The organism is Fibrobacter sp. UWB1 (assembly GCF_002210325.1).
Lineage (GTDB): Bacteria > Fibrobacterota > Fibrobacteria > Fibrobacterales > Fibrobacteraceae > Fibrobacter.
Window position 1 is genome coordinate 87,259 of sequence record NZ_MWQL01000011.1, and the last position, 17,895, is coordinate 105,153.

Sequence of the window (17,895 nt, forward strand, 5' to 3'; positions counted from 1 at the left end):
TGTTCCGTGAGCAAAAAAGCCCTCGGGTGTTAACCGAGGGCGTTTGCGAGAGCGAGGCGATATCACATTTTCATTTATGCGATAAAGCCGAGCGGTCTGTTACTTTGCTGCAGTGGAGTCGACAACTTCCACCTTAGCAGCAGCTGCGCTATCCACGGCAACAGCGGCGGTGCTGTCAGCAGCGACGGCGGCAGCGCTGTCGGCGACGGCTTCAGCAACCGGAGCGGCCGGGGCCTCAACCTTTTCAACTGCAGCGGGAGCAGCAGGAGCAGCGTCGGCGGCCTTCGGAACGGGCGTTCCGAAGAAGTTCACCTTGGCAAGGAAAATCATCATCACCCAGGAGAGGGCAAGGCCGGAAATACCCATCACGATACCGGTCTTAGCCATACCGTTAGTGTCAGTGTAACCCGTAGCATGGGCAAGCGCGTTAGGCGGAGTAGAAATCGGGAGGCTCATACCGAGAGAGCTTGCAAAGGCGACAGAAACGAGCAGGGCGGTCACGCCACCGAGGCCAACGAGGTTGTCCTGGCAAGCAATGCCCACGGCGCAAAGAATCGGAACCAAGAGCGTAGCCGTAGAAGTATGGCTCATGAAGTTAGCCATGAACAAGCAGATGACACCGCAACCGATCATGAGGGCGAGCGGAGACCAGCTTGCAAACGGGATCGTCTTGATCAAGTGAGCGGCAAGGCCAGTAGCGTTGAGGCCAACACCGAGAGCGAAACCGCCTGCTACGAGCCAGAGCACGTCCCAGCTCATTGCGTTCAGGTCTTTCTTGGTAATCACGCCAGTGAGTGCAAACACGGCCATCGGAATCATGGCAATCGCGTTGTCGTTAATACCGTGGACACCCTTACCGGTCACCCACAGGAGCACGCACACGACAAAGGTAATGTAAACGATAATGGCCTTGGGACTCGTGTCGAACTTGCCGGCACCTTCAATGTTCAGGACCATTTCCTTCATCTTGATCGGGTAAATCTTGAGGAGCAAGAGCCAAGCAATCACCATCAAAACAATCACGTACGGAATACCGAAGGCCATCCACTGACCGAAGCTCACCGGGTTAGCAACGAGGTCGCCACGGGCAATAGCGTCGTTCAAGGCACCAAGGGCGATAGCGTTCGGGGGAGTACCGATCGGGGTGCCCATACCACCGATGTTGGCACCCAGCGGAATAGCGAGGGCAAAGGCTGCTTTACCGCGGTCATCTTCGTCGAAGAGTTTGAGCACCGGGGCGAGAATGGCAAGCATCATGGCGGCGGTTGCGGTGTTGCTCATGAACATGGAGAACACGGCCGTAATGAGCATGAGTCCGAGGAGCACGAACTTCGGGTTCTTTCCGAAGGGCTTCAGGAGCACACGGGCGAGGTTCAAGTCCATCTTGTACTTGGTAGCGGCTGCAGCGAGGAAGAAGCCGCCCAAGAAGAGCATGATAATCGGGTTTGCAAACGTTGCCATAATGGACTTATGGCTGATCATGGTCACGCCGTCCACGCGGAAAGGCGTCAGGGACGAATCGGACATCGTCACGATCATGAGCACAATGACGAGCATCGAGGTCGACCAGATCGGGAACGGTTGCAGAATCCAGAACAAAGCCGCCATCACGAAAACGCCAATGACGCGAATTTCGAGCGGATTCAGGATTCCCATGGGGCTTGCGGCATCGAATCCGAGGGATTCGTAGGGCAAGAAGAGGGCGACGATGGCGAGCACCGACGCGATGATGAACTTGATGAATTTAGCCTTTGTCATAGTGCGGCCAAATTTAGAAAAATGCCGCACTTATGGCAAGATTAGCGGGAAATTGCCACCTTGCGGACAGCATGGTGGCGGCCGAGGGTCACGCGGAGCAGGTACAGGCCCGGTTTCGGGGCTGTAAGTGCGAGCGTGTTGTGGCCTGCGGTCGATTTGCCGCTATAGGTGGCGGCAACCCGGCCCTTAAAGTCCACCAGCTGCACACGGTAGCCGGCACCGGCCAAGTCGCTGGGCACGTCGAATCCGACCTGGAGGGCGCCCGGGACGCGCTCAAAGCGCAGATTTTCGATCTTCGAGGCGACGGTCGTGACTGCAGACGAGGTTACCTGGACGGTCGCCGTAGAGCCAGCGGCCTTAAGCAACACCTTCAAGGAGTCCCCGGCACCCATTTCGGTCGTCTTGCCGTCAATCGTCACATAGACCTTCAGACCAATCTCGTTCAGAGCCTTTACGCCCTCGAACTTGAGGTAGCCCACGCGGTCGGTCGTCGCGCTCAAGGCCAAATTCCATTCATGTCGGTCGTCTTCGGCACTCTTGATAGACTTGAGCAAAGCCTTCTTGCCTTCGACCACCGACAGATTCACAAAGTCGCCCATGCCTGCAGGCGGTTCCAGGCGTTCCTCGGCCGCGCCCACGCCAAGCACGTTCCAGGAATCGCCGTGGCCGCGTGTATCGCGAAGCTCGGCCTGCAAAGTCCATTTTTCGCGAGTAGCCTTCGCCAAGGTGGCCTTCTGCAAAGCGCCAGTATTCACAGGATTATCGAACAAAGGTTCCGCCGCAAAGTCAATCGGGGTCTTGGTATCGGAATGCAGCCACACGGCCTCGTAAGGTTCCAGTTCAGTCACCGGAGCAAATCCAGACCCGGCAGACCACTTACAAATTTCAAAAGTATTCAAAATATTCTCGGGCAGTTTCACTCTCCAGCCGTAGGGGTTTGCCACCATGTTCCAGCCAGCATTCACTTCCCAAACGATTTGAGGAGCGCCCTGCACATTGCTGCCTGTTGCCACATCACGACGCAACGGGAGCGCCCTACCTTCCTGTGAATTGTACCAAATGCCCTGCTGCGCCTTCACAGCGCCGCCATTATACCTCTGGTACTTCCAGACAACGCCATATTCGGCAGACTCGTCCCAGTAATAGAATACCGGGTCGCCGTCCCACACAATCGCACTTTCGTCTACATCCGAAAGCGAAACCATGCGCCAGGTATTCGGAGCAACGGCAATTTCGGGCAAAACCGTAAACACCTCCGTTACATACGATACTGAATCAACACCGCCGCTCTTCATTTTCACGTTGACACGATAGACACCCGGCAACAGCGGGTACACATCCCAGTTGAGAGAGCCATTGCCAGCAACACTATCCACCAACGGTTTAACCTCTACACCCAAAGCATCTAGAAGCGTCGCACGCAATTCTGCAACGGCACCTTGTTCCACATGCCATTCAATAGGCAGACGCATTGCATTTCCATTTCTAGTCCCAGACAACACCACCTGACGAGGAGTTAACGAAACAACACCATTAGGACTGACCACCGGCTCCCTGTATTCCGAGAAGTAGGCCTTCATCGGCAAATAGCCCGTAATGGAATCCGCCAAGACATCGCCATCGGCAAGCTTAATACGGCCGTCGATTACAACGGAATCGAGCTTATAGCCTTCCTGAGGAACGCCATGAATCACCCACTTGGAGTGAGCAAATTCTAGCGGCAAAAGCATCGTGGAATCGGCCGCAAAAGAATGCATCTTTACGGAGCCATCATCCACTTCGCCAATTTCCACAGTCCCATGGTCCGATTCCAGTTTCAGGCGACGGTAATCTGCATTTGCCACGCAAGCATCCGCATTGCCCCATACCCCATACAAAGTTTTTTCGCTCGTCACCTTGGCACTCAAAACATCACTCGAGACCGAGCCATGATCATAATCTGCACCATCAGGCGTTACAGACCATCCAAGCACGCATTCCGTCGGGGTATAGACCCACATAGGCAAATCAGTGGTTCCACCATCCACCAAGTGAAGCGTCTCCTTGTAAGAATCATAGCCATAAAAGACATTGTTTCGACCGACTTTAACATCAACATCAATGTAACCACCAAACATGGCATACAGCGTATCCGTCACACCCGCCGCAGGCGCAATCTTGAACGAAGTATCTTGAGAACCAAGCGGAATCGACAATTCAGTTCCATCAGCCTTTTTCAACGTGAGTTTTGCAAGATCGTAATCCTTATTGGTCTGGGTAGATGTCACATGCAGAGTCATCGGTTCGGCAGAGGTCGGAACTTCAAGTCTTCCATCGACAAAGTCGTGTTTTAAAATCACCTTTTCTTTTCCTGGGTTACGGTAAGACTGGCTCAACATAACCGTACCAAAATTACCTTCGGCACCTGTTTTGTCAACCACCTTCAAAAGCACTTCGGCTTTTTCAACCATACAGCCAGCATCCCAGGCTCCATACAGGTCGAACGCTCCTACATCTTTCGGGTTTGCGACTTCAAGTAGCGTGCCATCCATTTTTAGCGACGGCGTCAACACTGGATTTTCAGCATTTTCAATCCAGCCGACAAAGCAAGCATCCGTTGCAAGCAGACCTTCGGGGAGTTTTGCCGTTTCGTCATTTTTGCGGGAATAAGAATCCTTAATCTCAAATTCATCCGTCAGGAATACGTTCTTGCCATCCGCGTTTATATCGAACGCAACCTTATACGGGATTCCCGTCAGATGCGGTTCCACGGCCATGAACATTGGCGCCTTCGCAGCCATTTGGGGAACAACTATAGACATGGCCTGGGCCATCGAATCCAAGTTCAACATTTCATCGGCGTCAAGCTTCGTCGACCACTTCATCAACCGAGACTTGCCGCTGGTTACCATTGCATTCAACTGATTTTCTATGTCTGATTCACTATTGAAATAGTTCTTGGAAAGATCTCCATACATATTAGTTTCTGCGCACTTCGCCGTTTTGCTTCCTTCATTATAACATTCTTTAATCACGTCTGTAGATGTTTCGTTCAATCCGAGCCAAAAATCAACTATTAAAGAATCCAGCTTAAAGCCACGTTCTGCCAGGTTGAACCCATACTTCGAAGCCATGTCTACATCGGATCGCAAAGGCTGGGTGATTCCTAGCTCATACGAATCAATCTCATCAAGTGCATCATTTTTATTATAGCCGTATGTGGTAACATTGATTTTAGCTTTGCTATTGAACAATCCTATATCCAGCTGCGGCATGTAGCTAATGCCCTCGCTTAAATCAACCAGCTTATAGTATAACTGTATTTCATCTCCATTGTTATTGTTTATATGCGCTCTCACTTCCTTAAGAACAGCCTCAATATTATTCATTTGCTTTTGCGCCAACGAAATTCCACTTGCAAAAACATTTTTGCAACCGGCAAAGAACGCGGCGCCCGCCGGGCACGTATACGCTTGATATAAAACCAATTCATATTTGGCATTGTTATAATCTAAAAGAGCCGTCGGAACGATATCCTTACTAGACAACAGGCGAACTTTTTCCACCTTCGGCCATGCAAAAGTCACATCATCCACATAATCGTCCATTGACACAGGCATAGGAGTTCCCCCGCTTAACTGAGCCGGATTTTCTAGATAGTAAGTCACCTTTATTTCGCGGTCCGTTAAGCCTTTCGCTTTATCATCTTTGGAAAATTTTTGACTAAAAGCATAAGCGCTGCCGTCATCATCAACAATCATTAAACCGGCGTTCAAAAATTCAGAATTCAAGCCCGATTTTAACATTTTATCTTTTTCTGTATAGACATACAAGGAACATTTTCCGGCTTCACATTTTGCCGGCAAATAATCTTTTAAAGCAACCTTATCTTCATCCTTCAATTCTTTATAATCCGCATCTGTCAAGCTAATCGCTAGTTTATATGCAGTTCTTTCTTTCGACGAAATCACAGGCAAACTTGACGGTTCACTTTCCCAAGTAACAGTGGATCCACTAGGTTGCGTTGCATTCATCACGTAAGTAAACAAGCGAGACTTCATGACATCGGCATCAATAACGCCGTTATACCAAAATGCACCAGTTTCCGCATCCACAATAATATCACCGGAGCCATCCTTTTTCAGCGAGCCATCGGCGGCCAACGCCGAATCGCCTTTCAATGCATTTCGGTAATTGTAACGCACATCTACCGACGACGAATACGTTTTATTCCAAGTCGAAACAGGAATTTCCTTATTATCGACCTCCACGACGCCAACTGCAAGGTAAGTTCCCATATCAATCGAACCATAATGAAAATTATTTCTTACATTGATTTTTGATTCAGAATTGTTACCCTGAAGCTTTCCAGCAACATACCCTCGACAAATCTTTGAACCCGCAGCTCCTACAGCTTTTTTAACAAGCAAATCACCCACAGAGGTATTGTTGTATATCTTCGCTCCGTAAGACCACGTTAAACCTACTTCGGCACCAACACCCCCCGGAGCAGTCAAAAGATCGTTAGCGATGTAGACAATTCCTTCGGCATGATTTTGTTCAATTTCAACATTTCCACCCAGACTCACTGCATTACCCACCAAATAGCTGGCATTGACCAATATGCATTCTTTTGCAGTAGTCGTAATTAAATTCGATTTTTTAGCTTTAACGTTTGATTTTAAAATACGAAGAGAGCCGCTACCGATGATATCATCTTTTTCAAGATTCACTCTTCCCAAAATTCCGCCTGCATAGACATTTCTCGAAGATGTCAACATTTCAGCCGTTACCGTATTGTTTTCTGCCAAAACATCAACAAGGGAAACGCCGTCTTCTTTACCTGTAATAAATCCTGCAAGTCCTCCCATATAGGCCGTTCCTGCAAAATCCTTATCCCCACGCCAATCCGCCGAGACATCGACTGTATCATTCGACAAAACAACTTTTCCCCTTAGCCAAATCCATTCGCCAACAAGTCCACCAAAATAACGATTCCTGTTATCGCCAGTATTTCCCAAATATACAGGCGAGTTCAACGTCACCTTCGCGTTCGTTACATTAAAATTAGACGAACCTAAAAGATTATCATTATCAATAGAAACCCTTCCAAACAAACCGCCTACCCAAAGGCCGCTCAAATCAGCAGATACTTCTATACTATCCAAAGTAAAATCAGTATCCTCTGCCGAAGGGGTAAAACGCCCCGCAATGCCACCGACATAGCGATTCCCAATATATTCAGTCCCCGAAACATCCTTATAAATTTTCGAAATCGAATCCGGAACACTCAAATTCAGCACTTTGATGCTATCTTCCATTGAAACATGTCCGCCGACATCAGCAATAATGCCTCCACTAGCCGATGGAGCACTTTCAATAAGGTCTAGCATCGGGTGTTCTGCAATGACATCGGGTGTCATGCCCAAAGTCACATGATCAATTTTAATCTTTTTAAGAGAAACCGCCGGTGTATTCTTGTCCGTGTTCCCAGTTCCAGCAGTTATAGCCAGCGTCGAGGTTTGCCAACCATAAACCACGGCACCTCGTACCACCACATTTTCAAAGTTGACATTTTGCACAGTGTTTGCCACAACCGATGCATTACAAGCCCCACCACAAAGATGTGCCCCAGACACCGTTTTCGCCTTGACATAAGCATCGGAGAATGTAATATTCTTAACAGTTGTACTACTCAGATTTGAAAAGAACGCAGCATTTACATCTTCGGCAATATAGCAGAAATTCTTTATCGTCTTACCATTACCATCAATCGTCGGCTGGAACGCAAGCGGTCCAAAATTCATGGGAGCAAAAGTATTATCCCTACAAGTGACAACACCATTTGTTTTTTGGTACCCACCGAGGTCGATATCGGACTCAAAAATTATTTCAAACCCATTATATTCAGTTTTTGCAGACGGATTGCCCAAGTCCATTTCGATTCTATTCTGGAAAACCTGTAAAAATTCTCCCCATTTCTTATACTGAGGCTGCAATGTCGATTTTGTGGATTCGAGCTGTCTAATATTGCAGACATAGACACCATCATCTGTCCTCTTTCCGCAACTAAAATAAAGCGGACGCGTTAAATCTGCAAAAGACTCCCCTACCAAAAGCAGGGTGCAAATCAAAAAAAGCTTCGCTATTTTTCCCATCATAGCCTCCAACAACGTTTATCCCAAACGCCACAAGTTAATAATAATTTTTTATGCAACAAAAAAGTAAGAACGAGTGCAAAAAAGGCGGGCACCAGGCCCGCCTTTTGAGTAGCGTCACATTTCTGCTTATATTTCCGTGAGTTATCTCACAAGTACCTTGCCCGAGAGCTGCTGGCTACCGACCTTGATTCTCACAAAGTACACGCCAGACTTCGGAGCGTTCAGGCTAAACCGGTTCGTACCGGCGGTCGTCTTGAACTGGCCCGCGGCCACCTTCTTGCCGTCGACACCGACCACGGCGTAGCTTGCGCGTGCCCCGGCCAAAGCTTCAGGAGCCGTAAAGCCAAGCTGCAGCGTGCCACCCGCAAGGGTAGAGCCAAAACCGCTGATTTTGGAAGAGGCCATCACCGCATTGCTTGCAGCCACGCGGACTTCCACCTGCTTGGCGGACTTGGCGAGCGCCACATTCATAGCCTTTTCGTCCGTAACTTCCGTCGTCACGCCCTCTGCGGTCACAAACAGCTTGAGTCCCTGGCAGTTCAATTCCTTGACGCCTTCGAACTTGAGCTTGCCATCGCGGGCAGTGTTTGCACTCACATCGAGAACCCAGCGGTATTCGTTTGCCACAGCCTTGATGCTCTTTGCAAGCTTAGCGCCCTTTTCGCTATTGCGGATGGCAAGCGACACACGGTTACCCATGCCTGCAGGCGGTTCATCGAGGCTTTCTTCGGCGCCGGCACCAATCACGTTCCAGGAATCCTGTTTGCCGTAATCGTCGGCAAGCGAAACCATCAGGCTCCAGGCTCCCTTGATACCAGCGGCATCCTTATGCATCGCTTTCTTCGTTTCGGCATCGGAGGGCACAACATCAAACGTGAAATCTGGAGCGGCAGGCATGCGCCAGGTGGTAGACTTGGAAACCTTAGCCCACACGGCTTCGTAGGGCCCAATCACATCGTGCACCAATTCGTAACCGCCCTTAGACGGGATCCAGCGCCAGAATGCAACCTTGGTTCCATTATCGGAAGAACCCTTCTTGATGTTCACATTCCAGCCATACGGGTTAGCCACCAGGTTCCAGCCGCTGTACAGGCTATCGAGTTCCCACACGATTTCAGAATCCTTGGAGCCGGTAGATTCGCGAATCACCAGCGGATTGCCTTCGGTCGTACCATACCAGAAGCCGCGAGTGGCATCGGTATTTTCGCCGTTAAAGGCGCGGTACTGCCAGTAGTCACCCACCGGGTTCTTTTCATCCCACCAGTAGAACGCGGCATCGCTAGTCTTTACCTTCTTCTTGTCGAAGGCGGACAGCGAAACCATCTGCCAGCTACCCGGAGTGGCCTTGATTTCAGAGGCGACTTCGAAGTATTCCTCAGTTTTGGCATGTCTCGTGCCGTCGTCCACCATCAAGACCACTTTGTACTTGCCGATCGGAGCAGGAGCCAGTTCCCACTGGCTACCGCCAACAATCGGATTCTTAAGGGTATCAATCCAAATGGTATCTTTTCCGCCAATCACAAGGACACGTGCGACTGCAGATTCACTGACGTTTTCGGTACCGAAGGTCAAGCGGATTGCATTGTTGCCGGACTTTTTAATGGTCGGCTGCACAATCTCGATTTTATCGGTGAAGCTAGAGCTAGAGGCCGGAACGCTGCTAGAGCTTTCGGGTTCACTGGAGCTAGAAACTTCGACAGAGCTAGACGAGACTTCTGCAGAACTCGAAGATTCTTCGGCACTGCTGGAACTTTCGGGCTCGCTCGAGCTAGAAACTTCGACAGAACTCGAGGATTCCGGAAGTTTTTCGTAGGTGGCCTTTACTTCGACACTCTTGGTAATCACATCGAATTTACGGTCCCAGCCCACAAAAGTGTAGCCTTCACGCACCGGGTCAGCAGGCGCCACGGCCGCAGAGCCGTATTCCACCCAAACTGTATCACCAATCGGGGTGTCATCATAGTCCACAAAGTTCACCGCATACACCCGCTTGGTAGAATCGTAGACCGCCGTATACACCGCATCGCCATTCACCTTGACTACTTCAGGATTCCAGCCCTTAAATTCATAAGTGTATTCTTCAGTCGATGCACGCGACAAATCAATCGGCTGCGGCACAACAGCACCATACTGAATAGAATCGGGAGGAGTGACGTCAGAACCATCATAATCCCTGAACACAATCCAGTATTTTTTCGGTACATAGACCGCATGTACATCAAGATTCTTAGTCACGCTGACATAAGTCGAATCATCCCAACCGGCAAAGATATAGCCCACACGTTCCGGAGAATCTGGAGCCGAAGCGGATGCCTGATACAATATCGTTTGATCCGTTCCGAATTGCGTATTGTCATAGTCAAAGAATCGGACCGTATACGAATTCGTGGTATAAATAGCCTTTACCGTCAGATCACTTAAAACAATGTCAAAATCTTTATCCCATGTATTCGTAAAGGTGTAACCTTCGATTACAGGCACATTGGCCGGTGCTGTTGCGGCTCCACCATGCGCAACTACCTGTTGAGCAATAAGGCTGTCGTTATTATCGACAAAGCTTACGAGGTGTTTGACTTCGCTTGGAGAAGGTTCTACAGCTTTGTACGCTCCATACTTCAAGAACGGGAGGCTGCCGTTGTTATCCTTTACAAAAGCCCATTCGTAATCGTCTGAATCGGCATAAGCGGCATTCAAGAAGCCCGCAAACTGAGAAGATTTCATGTTCTTCGTCGTTTCGGTACCGTTCTTTTGCGGGTCCGAATACTGCGTTGCAGAACCGTTTCTCACCACATGAGATATGGAGTCGCTGTTAAGCCAACCATTTGTCAGCAGTTCCGTATTCAAGACACCCATCGGCAATGTTACGGTTTCATCGTCATCTTCACCAAAATGGTAACTAGACTTTATTTCATAGCCCTTGTTCAATTGGGCCCTACCAATCAGATAACCAACCTTTTTCTCGTAACCGGCGGACGCATTATTGGCCGTGACCGAAATATCGCCCACACTGAAGGTATTCCGAACAACGGTCTTGACTTCGTTTGCTTCTGTATTGCCAACCAAGCCACCCACATAAAGGTAGTTGCCCGCATGCTTTCCGACAACACTGATATTGCCCTGCACAGAGACTCGGTTCATGTCGCTAATTTCGTTACATACACCGCACAAACCACCAATATTTGCAATTTGAATATTCGTGGTCGATACGGATCCTGCTTCTTTTGCAGTATACTTGATCAGGACATTGGCACTACGAGCATACACATTATCAAATACCAATGACTTTCCACCCTCGGTCTTGGTAAAGCCACCGAGAACGCCACCCACAAACACGTTGTTAAGGCTATCCTCAACCACAATCGAACCGTCGTAATACAATTGAGACATGGTTGCAGCCTCATTCGCAATCATCATACTTGCAAAACCGATTATGCCGCCCACATACACGCTGTCACGAGCATAGGCTCCATTGAAAGGCTTACCTGCGTCAACAGAAGTTTTCACCTTCGAAGTAATCTGGACAAGCGACGTATCGTTGGTAAGTCCAAAATCCTTAGACTGTGCAAGGCACGCAGCACCCACGACACCGCCTAAGTAAGCGTCACTATGGAGTCCGGCAACCTCGGCCCCCGATGCCGAAAGAGCAATCGAGCCCGTGGTCTTTACATCCGAAACGCTCAAGAAATCTTCGCTATTTGCACCACCTTGGATACAGGTTGCTCCGTAACCCACAATACCACCGGCGTAATATTGGTAAGAACCGGGCACCTTCAAGGAATCTTTAACATCTATACTAGACACGCTATTCTTCACATGAACCGACGTACCCGATTCCGTAGAATCAAGCCCGAGAATGCCACCCACCGCAATCATGTTCGGAGATGCAGCGTCGTAGATTTTACCGTTGAACTTGTTGTCCGTAGCAACAAAATGGCCCGCAGTCGGCACATTGTAATCACGCGGTACATACAAAACACCAAACAAGCCACCCATGGAGGCGCCACCAGAAATTTTTGTGGGAATAACCTCACCACCATCCTTACGCTTGGTATAGACATTCAGCTTTTCTGCCGTACCACCAATGGTTTGGTAAAGTCCTACAATACCGCCCAAAGTAGACTTGTGCCCAGTTGCATAGTCATGAACATCGACCTTAATGGAATCGCTGACAAAGGTGGCATCTTCTTCGCTTTGAGAACGGATTGCAACACCCGCAATACCGCCCAAGAACACGTTATGACCAGCCGACTGCAAAATTTCCTTGGAACCGGCATGCCCTGTAGTAATAGATACAATGTTCGAAATGTTGATATCGTCGTCACCCGTAATGTTTGAAATCGTAGAGTTCCTGACAAGTCCCACAAGGCCGCCTGCAAAAGGCGCCTGGATTGAATCATTCACAAGAGTCACGCTATCGATAGTCACCAAATTCACGACACCCGCAAAAGCGCCCACCGGGTAATAATCGCTACCGTCAGTACTTTCGCCATCAATATAAATGCGAACGCCATTCAACTTGACATTCATTAGCATTACATTCTCTGCCGTCTTGAAAAACCCTACCGGCGATTCCATCGGATTTTCGCTAGTAACGCTTGCCGCATAGCAGAGGTGGCTGATGGTAAAACCATTTCCGTTAAACGAGGTGCTATCCATCATCGGAAGCGGGACGTGGTTTACAGCGCATTTGCCTACACCCGTATTGGCGGCAAATTCCTTAAGATCGATATCGGACCACAATTCGAGCGGCACCTTTCTCATAGATGCGCCACCATTGATCCATTTTTGTTCAAGCATGGTGGCCAAATTTGCCGGAGTATCTTCGACAGAGGCTATACATTCACCTTCGTTTGAAAACATCGTCACGCCGCCGCCAGGCATCCCCGGGAACGCAGAGCCACTGGTATAGTAATGGCCGATATTCTTACCATTACTCTTATATTCAGTGCCATTATAAGACAAAGACCAGTCCGTACTTGTACACGGCACAGGACCCTGGCTCAATACCAAGGTCGTTGTTCCCCCTCCCATGCCATAACCCCATCCTCCCGACTGAACAACATGGGTAATCAAGTTATAATAGGACTTCGGCGTATCTGCCACCGCCCCAGGAGCGGCAAAACCCATGCCGGTCCACGCCAGCATGGCAAACAAAAACAAACCGATTTTTGCTTTCATAAAACCCTCAACTATCTTCTTCTATATGTAAAAATACCTTAAAATTTTCAAAAAAGATAGGGGGGCGCCTCCAAAAACCCCGTGTCTGTGACATGGAACAAAAACCGCTCACATATCACACTCCACTAAAAAAAAAGCGATTTTCGTAACTCATTGTCTGACAAGCACATATTTTACACACTTTGTTGTGAAAATTATCACACTTTACGCAAAAGCCATTGACGCAGGCGCACGTTTATGTTACATTTAGGTTACAAACATTTTATAAGGAGACACTCAATGCTTAAGAAGATCGCACTCGTCGCAGCCATGGCTGCAAGCGCATCCTTTGCAACCTACAACTTCTTCCCGGTTGGCGACGCCAACAAGGGTGAAGTCGAAATCAGCGATAATTACACCTGGCATGACCACTGGTCCATGAACCGCATCAACCTGGCCGCCAAGTACAATATCATCCAGAACTTGGAAATTTCTCTCCAGGACGTTGGTTACCAGCTCTGGAACGAAGACGACCGCTGCGAAGACACCAATCCTGAAACCTGCCCGGATAACGACGGCATCTACGCCATGACCCTCGGCGCCCGTTACCAGTTCATGCCCATCTTGATCGGCGCCTTGGACATCAAGCTCCCGCTGACCTCCGATGACGTTGTCGGCGACTACGACCCGTTCGGTCTGTATGCCGCCATCCAGTTCACCAAGGAATTCATTCCTAACTTGTGGTTCGGCTCCGAACTCGGTTTCGACTGGATGTTTGAAGACGAAAAGTACGAAGAAGGCGTCACGATGACCCTCCAGGCCGAATTGGACTACACCATTGCAAGCATTGGCCTTACCCCGTGGATCGGCTTCGCTTTCAACAAGCAGCTCTCCAAGGACAAGGCTGACGGCCATGACGTTGACGGCACTGACGAAAGCCAGCTCACCTTCTGGGTCGGCGCTCAGTACGACATCAACCAGATGTTCGCTGTCAAGGCCAACTTCGCCATCTCTAACGGCGACCTCTATGGCGACAGCAACACCCTCAAGGGCGCTCTCCTCATCCGCTTCTAATCGGTTGTAAACAGCTATTTACTACCCCGGACAACAGTCCGGGGTATCTTTTTTTTACACCCCTAGCCCTAATGCATTTACTAAATTGTAACACAAAAACTTTTTCCAAGGAGTCTGGAATGTTCAAAAAAATCGCACTCGCAGCGGCCCTCGTTTCTAGCGCCGCTTTCGCAACTTGGGACTACTACCCCGTTCTCGAAGCCGGCAAGGGTTCTGTAAAGGGCAACCTCTATTACAACTGGGACCACGATTGGTCTAATGCCGGCCTTGGCATCGGCGTTCGCTACAGCGTAATCCAAAACCTCGAAATTTCCTTGCAGGATTGGGGTTACCAGTTCTGGGGCGAATCGGACTGCAGCGGCTGCGTGAACGGCGGTAGCGGCCTGCGCGACCTGACTATCGGCGCACGTTATCAGTTCGACCCCTCGTTCAACGGCTTTGTGGACCTTATTCTGCCCGTCGGTAACGACGAAATAGAATACGGTGCAAACGGCAGTAGGACTACGCCTCCTTCTAGCGAAGAAATCGCCCTCTATTTGGGCGGCCAGTTCAGCATGCCGATTAAGGAGGCTCCGGGTCTCAAATTCGGAACCGAAGCCGGTTTGTTCTGGGGCTTTGAACACGACAACAGAGAACGCGGTTTGGAATTGCACATGGGTGGCGAAATCGCCTATACCGTTCCGAACACCGAAATTACACCGCTCTTTGGCATGCAGCTCAAGTTCCGCCTTACCGAAAGCACTTGGGAAGAAGGCGATGTCGAAGTGGGTGGCGACGACGATGGCGACCACCAGATTACCATCTGGCTCGGATGCGGAATCTACGTAATCCCGAAGCAGTTGGAAGTCACCGGCAAGCTCTTTGTTCGTAGCGGCGACCATGATAACATGGGCGGCGACGCAACCGGCCTGTACGTCGGTGCCGAATTCTTCTTCTAAAGAGGTATCAGGTCGCCTTGCGTAAGCAAGGCTTTGAGGTCGCGCAGAGCGCTCTGAGCATTGAGCAGAGAATTCTCAGATGAGACCGTAAATGTTTACAAGAATGGCGTGCTGATTTTCAGCACGCTCTTTTTTACTCAAAGCAACGCGACCTCAAAGGGACTTTGTCCCGCGCTCACACCTCAAAGGCGCATTGCGCCGACCTACTTCACATCGTATTCCAGCACGGGCAGGCTCTCTCCGGCCTTCATGGCCTTGTCGAGGGCGGCAGACTTCGTGGGGTCCAGCCACCAGTATACCGGTATGGCGTCTTCGCGGTTAAAGCGATCAAAGACTTTTTCGGGAGTGCCGTAGCGGTTCCAGTAAAGAATGCGGTGATGGTCGCATTGCCACATGAGCACATACGGCACGATTTCGGCCAGACGGTTGTCGAGCGCCTTCAGGATTTCGTTGCGTTTGGCGAGGTCGAATTCAGTCTTCTGCAAGTTGATTAAGCTGTCGACGACTTTATCCTGTACACCGGCAAGGTTGTTCGTGCCCTTCTGCAGTGCGGTTGTGGAATACCAGCTGGCTTCCGGATCGCGGAGGCGGCCTGCACCCCAGTTCACCCAGTAAAGGTCAAAGTCTGCATCGTCCAAGCGCTTGCGTAAGGTACTCTGCGACATCTGTTCGATGGTCGCCACGACGCCCACCTTCTTCAGGTCTTCCTGGAAGAGCGTGAGGTGGCGCAAGTCTTCTTGGCTGGTGATAAAGTTGATAGCGAAAGGCTTGCCGTCTTTTTCCAGCACGCCCTGAGCATTCACCTTGTAACCCGCTTCGGCAAAGAGGGCGCGGGCGCTATCCGGATTGAACTTGTAGAGCGGTGCCGTGGGATTCTGGTTACCTTCCCACAAGTCGGGGTAGTAGCTGTTGAGCAAGAAGTACTGGTTGTACATGTACTTTTCGTTCATGGCTTCGCGGTTCAGGAGCATGTTGAGGGCGCGGCGTACGCGCACGTCCTGGAACTGCGGCTTGCGCAGGTTGATGGCCATCCCCTGGAAACCGATAGGTTCCTTGTTGAAAATGCGCTGCTTCACGGCCCAGCCTTTTTGAATGGCGTCAAAGTCAGTCTGTTTCATCCAGATGCTGCTGGTGTAAATCGCGTAGGCGTTGATGTCCTGTTTCTTGAAAGCTTCCAGCGCTTTAGTCTGGTCGTTCATAAAACGGTAGCGGATTTTTTCGAAGTTATACTTGCCGCGGTTCCAGTTCTTCTTGAACCCCCACCAGTCGGCGCGGCGAGCAAGTTCTACGTAGCGGTCTTCGCGGAAGGTCTTGATCTTGTACGGACCCGAGACCACCGGGAATTCGTAGCGGATCTGGTTGAAGTCCTTCCCTGCCCAGGCGTGCTTCGGGAAAGCGAGCATTCCCGCCGCTTCCCAGAAGTTACCCCAGTGGCTTTCCTTCGCGGTCATCTTGATCGTAAGGCTATCCACGACCTCGGGGCGGTCGAAGCGGCTAAGCCCCACCTTAAAAATCGGCGTGAGGTTCTTTTCGTCCATGATGACGTCGTAGTAGAACTGCACATCTTCGGCAGTCACGGCCTTGCCATCGCTCCACTTGGCGCGGCTGTCCACGTGGAAAGTGAACGTCTTGCCGTCTTCACTCACATTCCAGCTGTCGGCAAGGATTCCCACTTCACGGTCTTCGGTAGAATGCAGGCTCACGAGTGGTTCGAACATCATGCCCATGAGTTCGGCAGAGAAACTGTTGTAGTCTTCCCACATGTTAAAAGACTTCGGCATCGCGGAGCCCCACAAGGTAATCGTTCCGCAGGGGCGGGCATCCTTCGAGGCAATCGGGTCGAACTCGCCCGTGGCTGTAGAATCAAGCGGCAGTTCGGGGCAGTTGAGTTCGGCAGATTTCGCAGACTTTGCACCCTTGGAACCGGATTCGTTGCAAGCGGTAAACGACAGCGTCGAGGCCATCAAAGCCGCAGAAATAAACGCAGCACCATAAAACTTTTTCATATTTTCAATCTTCATTTTTCACTATGGATTGCTTCGGGGCTACACCCCTCGCAATGACGTTTTTCACAAAATAGTTTATTTGGGATAAAGCATCAAATCACTTTATCGGTAACGACACGCCACTCGCCCGGTTTTAAATCACCCAAGGGAATATTACCGATTTGTACACGAATCAGGCGAAGTGTCGGGAACCCCACCGCCGCCGTCATGTGACGCACTTGGCGGTTTTTGCCCTCGATGAGCGTGAGTCGCACCCAGCTCGTGGGGATATTCGCCCTAAAACGCACCGGCGGATTGCGGGACCAAAGCCAATCCGGCTCTTCCGCCATTTCTGCCTTGCAGGGCTTGGTGTGATAACCCTTGATATCGACACCCCTGGCAAGCTTGCGCACCGCCTCTTCGGTAATCTGGCCCTCCACCTGGGCCAAGTAGGTTCGCGGGTGCTCAAACTTCGGGTCCAGCAGTTTCTTAATCAGCTTGCCATTATCCGTCAGCAAGAGTGCGCCCTCGCTGTCGTGATCCAAGCGTCCTGCTGCATACACCCCCGGCGGGAACCCGAACGTATCGAGCGCCGCATGGCCCGACTCCGGCGTGAACTGGCTTAAAACGCCGAAAGGCTTGTTGAACAAGATAACTGTGGACATCAACCTAAAAGTAGCAAAACCTACCCGCATGTCTTCCCGGCCTTGAGCCGGGATCTCCCTTTACGACTTTCCAAAGCACTTGTAATTCTTACTGCAGGCGTTCTTTTCAGGCAACTAGAGGAGGTCCCGCATCTACGTGCGGGAAGACATTAAGGAGGCAAGAAGACAAAGAAAGAAA

The 17,895-nt window shown here is 50.3% G+C and carries 7 protein-coding genes; 2 read left to right on the forward strand and 5 right to left on the reverse strand.

From position 1 onward, the window contains the following. Positions 1 to 99: 99 nt before the first annotated feature. From B7988_RS09760 to B7988_RS09770, 3 genes are all read right to left on the reverse strand, one after another. A complete protein-coding gene (locus B7988_RS09760) occupies positions 100 to 1,758 on the reverse strand; it encodes an SLC13 family permease (protein WP_088657741.1) in 1,659 nt (552 codons plus the stop codon). Positions 1,759 to 1,799: 41 nt separating this feature from the next. Next, a complete protein-coding gene (locus tag B7988_RS09765) occupies positions 1,800 to 7,898 on the reverse strand; it encodes a hypothetical protein (RefSeq protein WP_212668309.1) in 6,099 nt (2,032 codons plus the stop codon). A 141-nt stretch (positions 7,899 to 8,039) separates the two neighbouring features. Then, complete coding sequence (locus tag B7988_RS09770; protein WP_088657743.1) at positions 8,040 to 13,076, reverse strand: InlB B-repeat-containing protein; 5,037 nt, start codon at positions 13,074 to 13,076, stop codon at positions 8,040 to 8,042. A gap of 279 nt (positions 13,077 to 13,355) precedes the next feature. Between B7988_RS09770 and B7988_RS09775 the strand changes: the two genes are divergently transcribed. Both B7988_RS09775 and B7988_RS09780 read left to right on the forward strand, forming a co-directional pair. Further along, positions 13,356 to 14,129: a transporter gene (locus B7988_RS09775; protein WP_170930605.1), complete on the forward strand. Its 774-nt coding sequence runs from the start codon at positions 13,356 to 13,358 to the stop codon at positions 14,127 to 14,129. 119 nt (positions 14,130 to 14,248) lie between these two features. Next, positions 14,249 to 15,067, forward strand: a complete 819-nt coding sequence (locus B7988_RS09780) for a hypothetical protein (protein ID WP_073319607.1) — start codon at positions 14,249 to 14,251, stop codon at positions 15,065 to 15,067. Between the two features lie 203 nt (positions 15,068 to 15,270). Here B7988_RS09780 and B7988_RS09785 read toward each other — a convergent pair whose 3' ends face one another. Together B7988_RS09785 and B7988_RS09790 are read right to left on the reverse strand one after the other, a co-directional pair. Next, positions 15,271 to 17,073 carry an extracellular solute-binding protein gene (locus B7988_RS09785; protein WP_249268947.1) on the reverse strand — a complete coding sequence of 601 codons (1,803 nt, stop codon included), beginning with the start codon at positions 17,071 to 17,073 and terminating at the stop codon, positions 15,271 to 15,273. A 92-nt stretch (positions 17,074 to 17,165) separates the two neighbouring features. After that, positions 17,166 to 17,717 carry a pseudouridine synthase gene (locus B7988_RS09790; protein WP_088657745.1) on the reverse strand — a complete coding sequence of 184 codons (552 nt, stop codon included), beginning with the start codon at positions 17,715 to 17,717 and terminating at the stop codon, positions 17,166 to 17,168. Positions 17,718 to 17,895 lie beyond the last annotated feature (178 nt).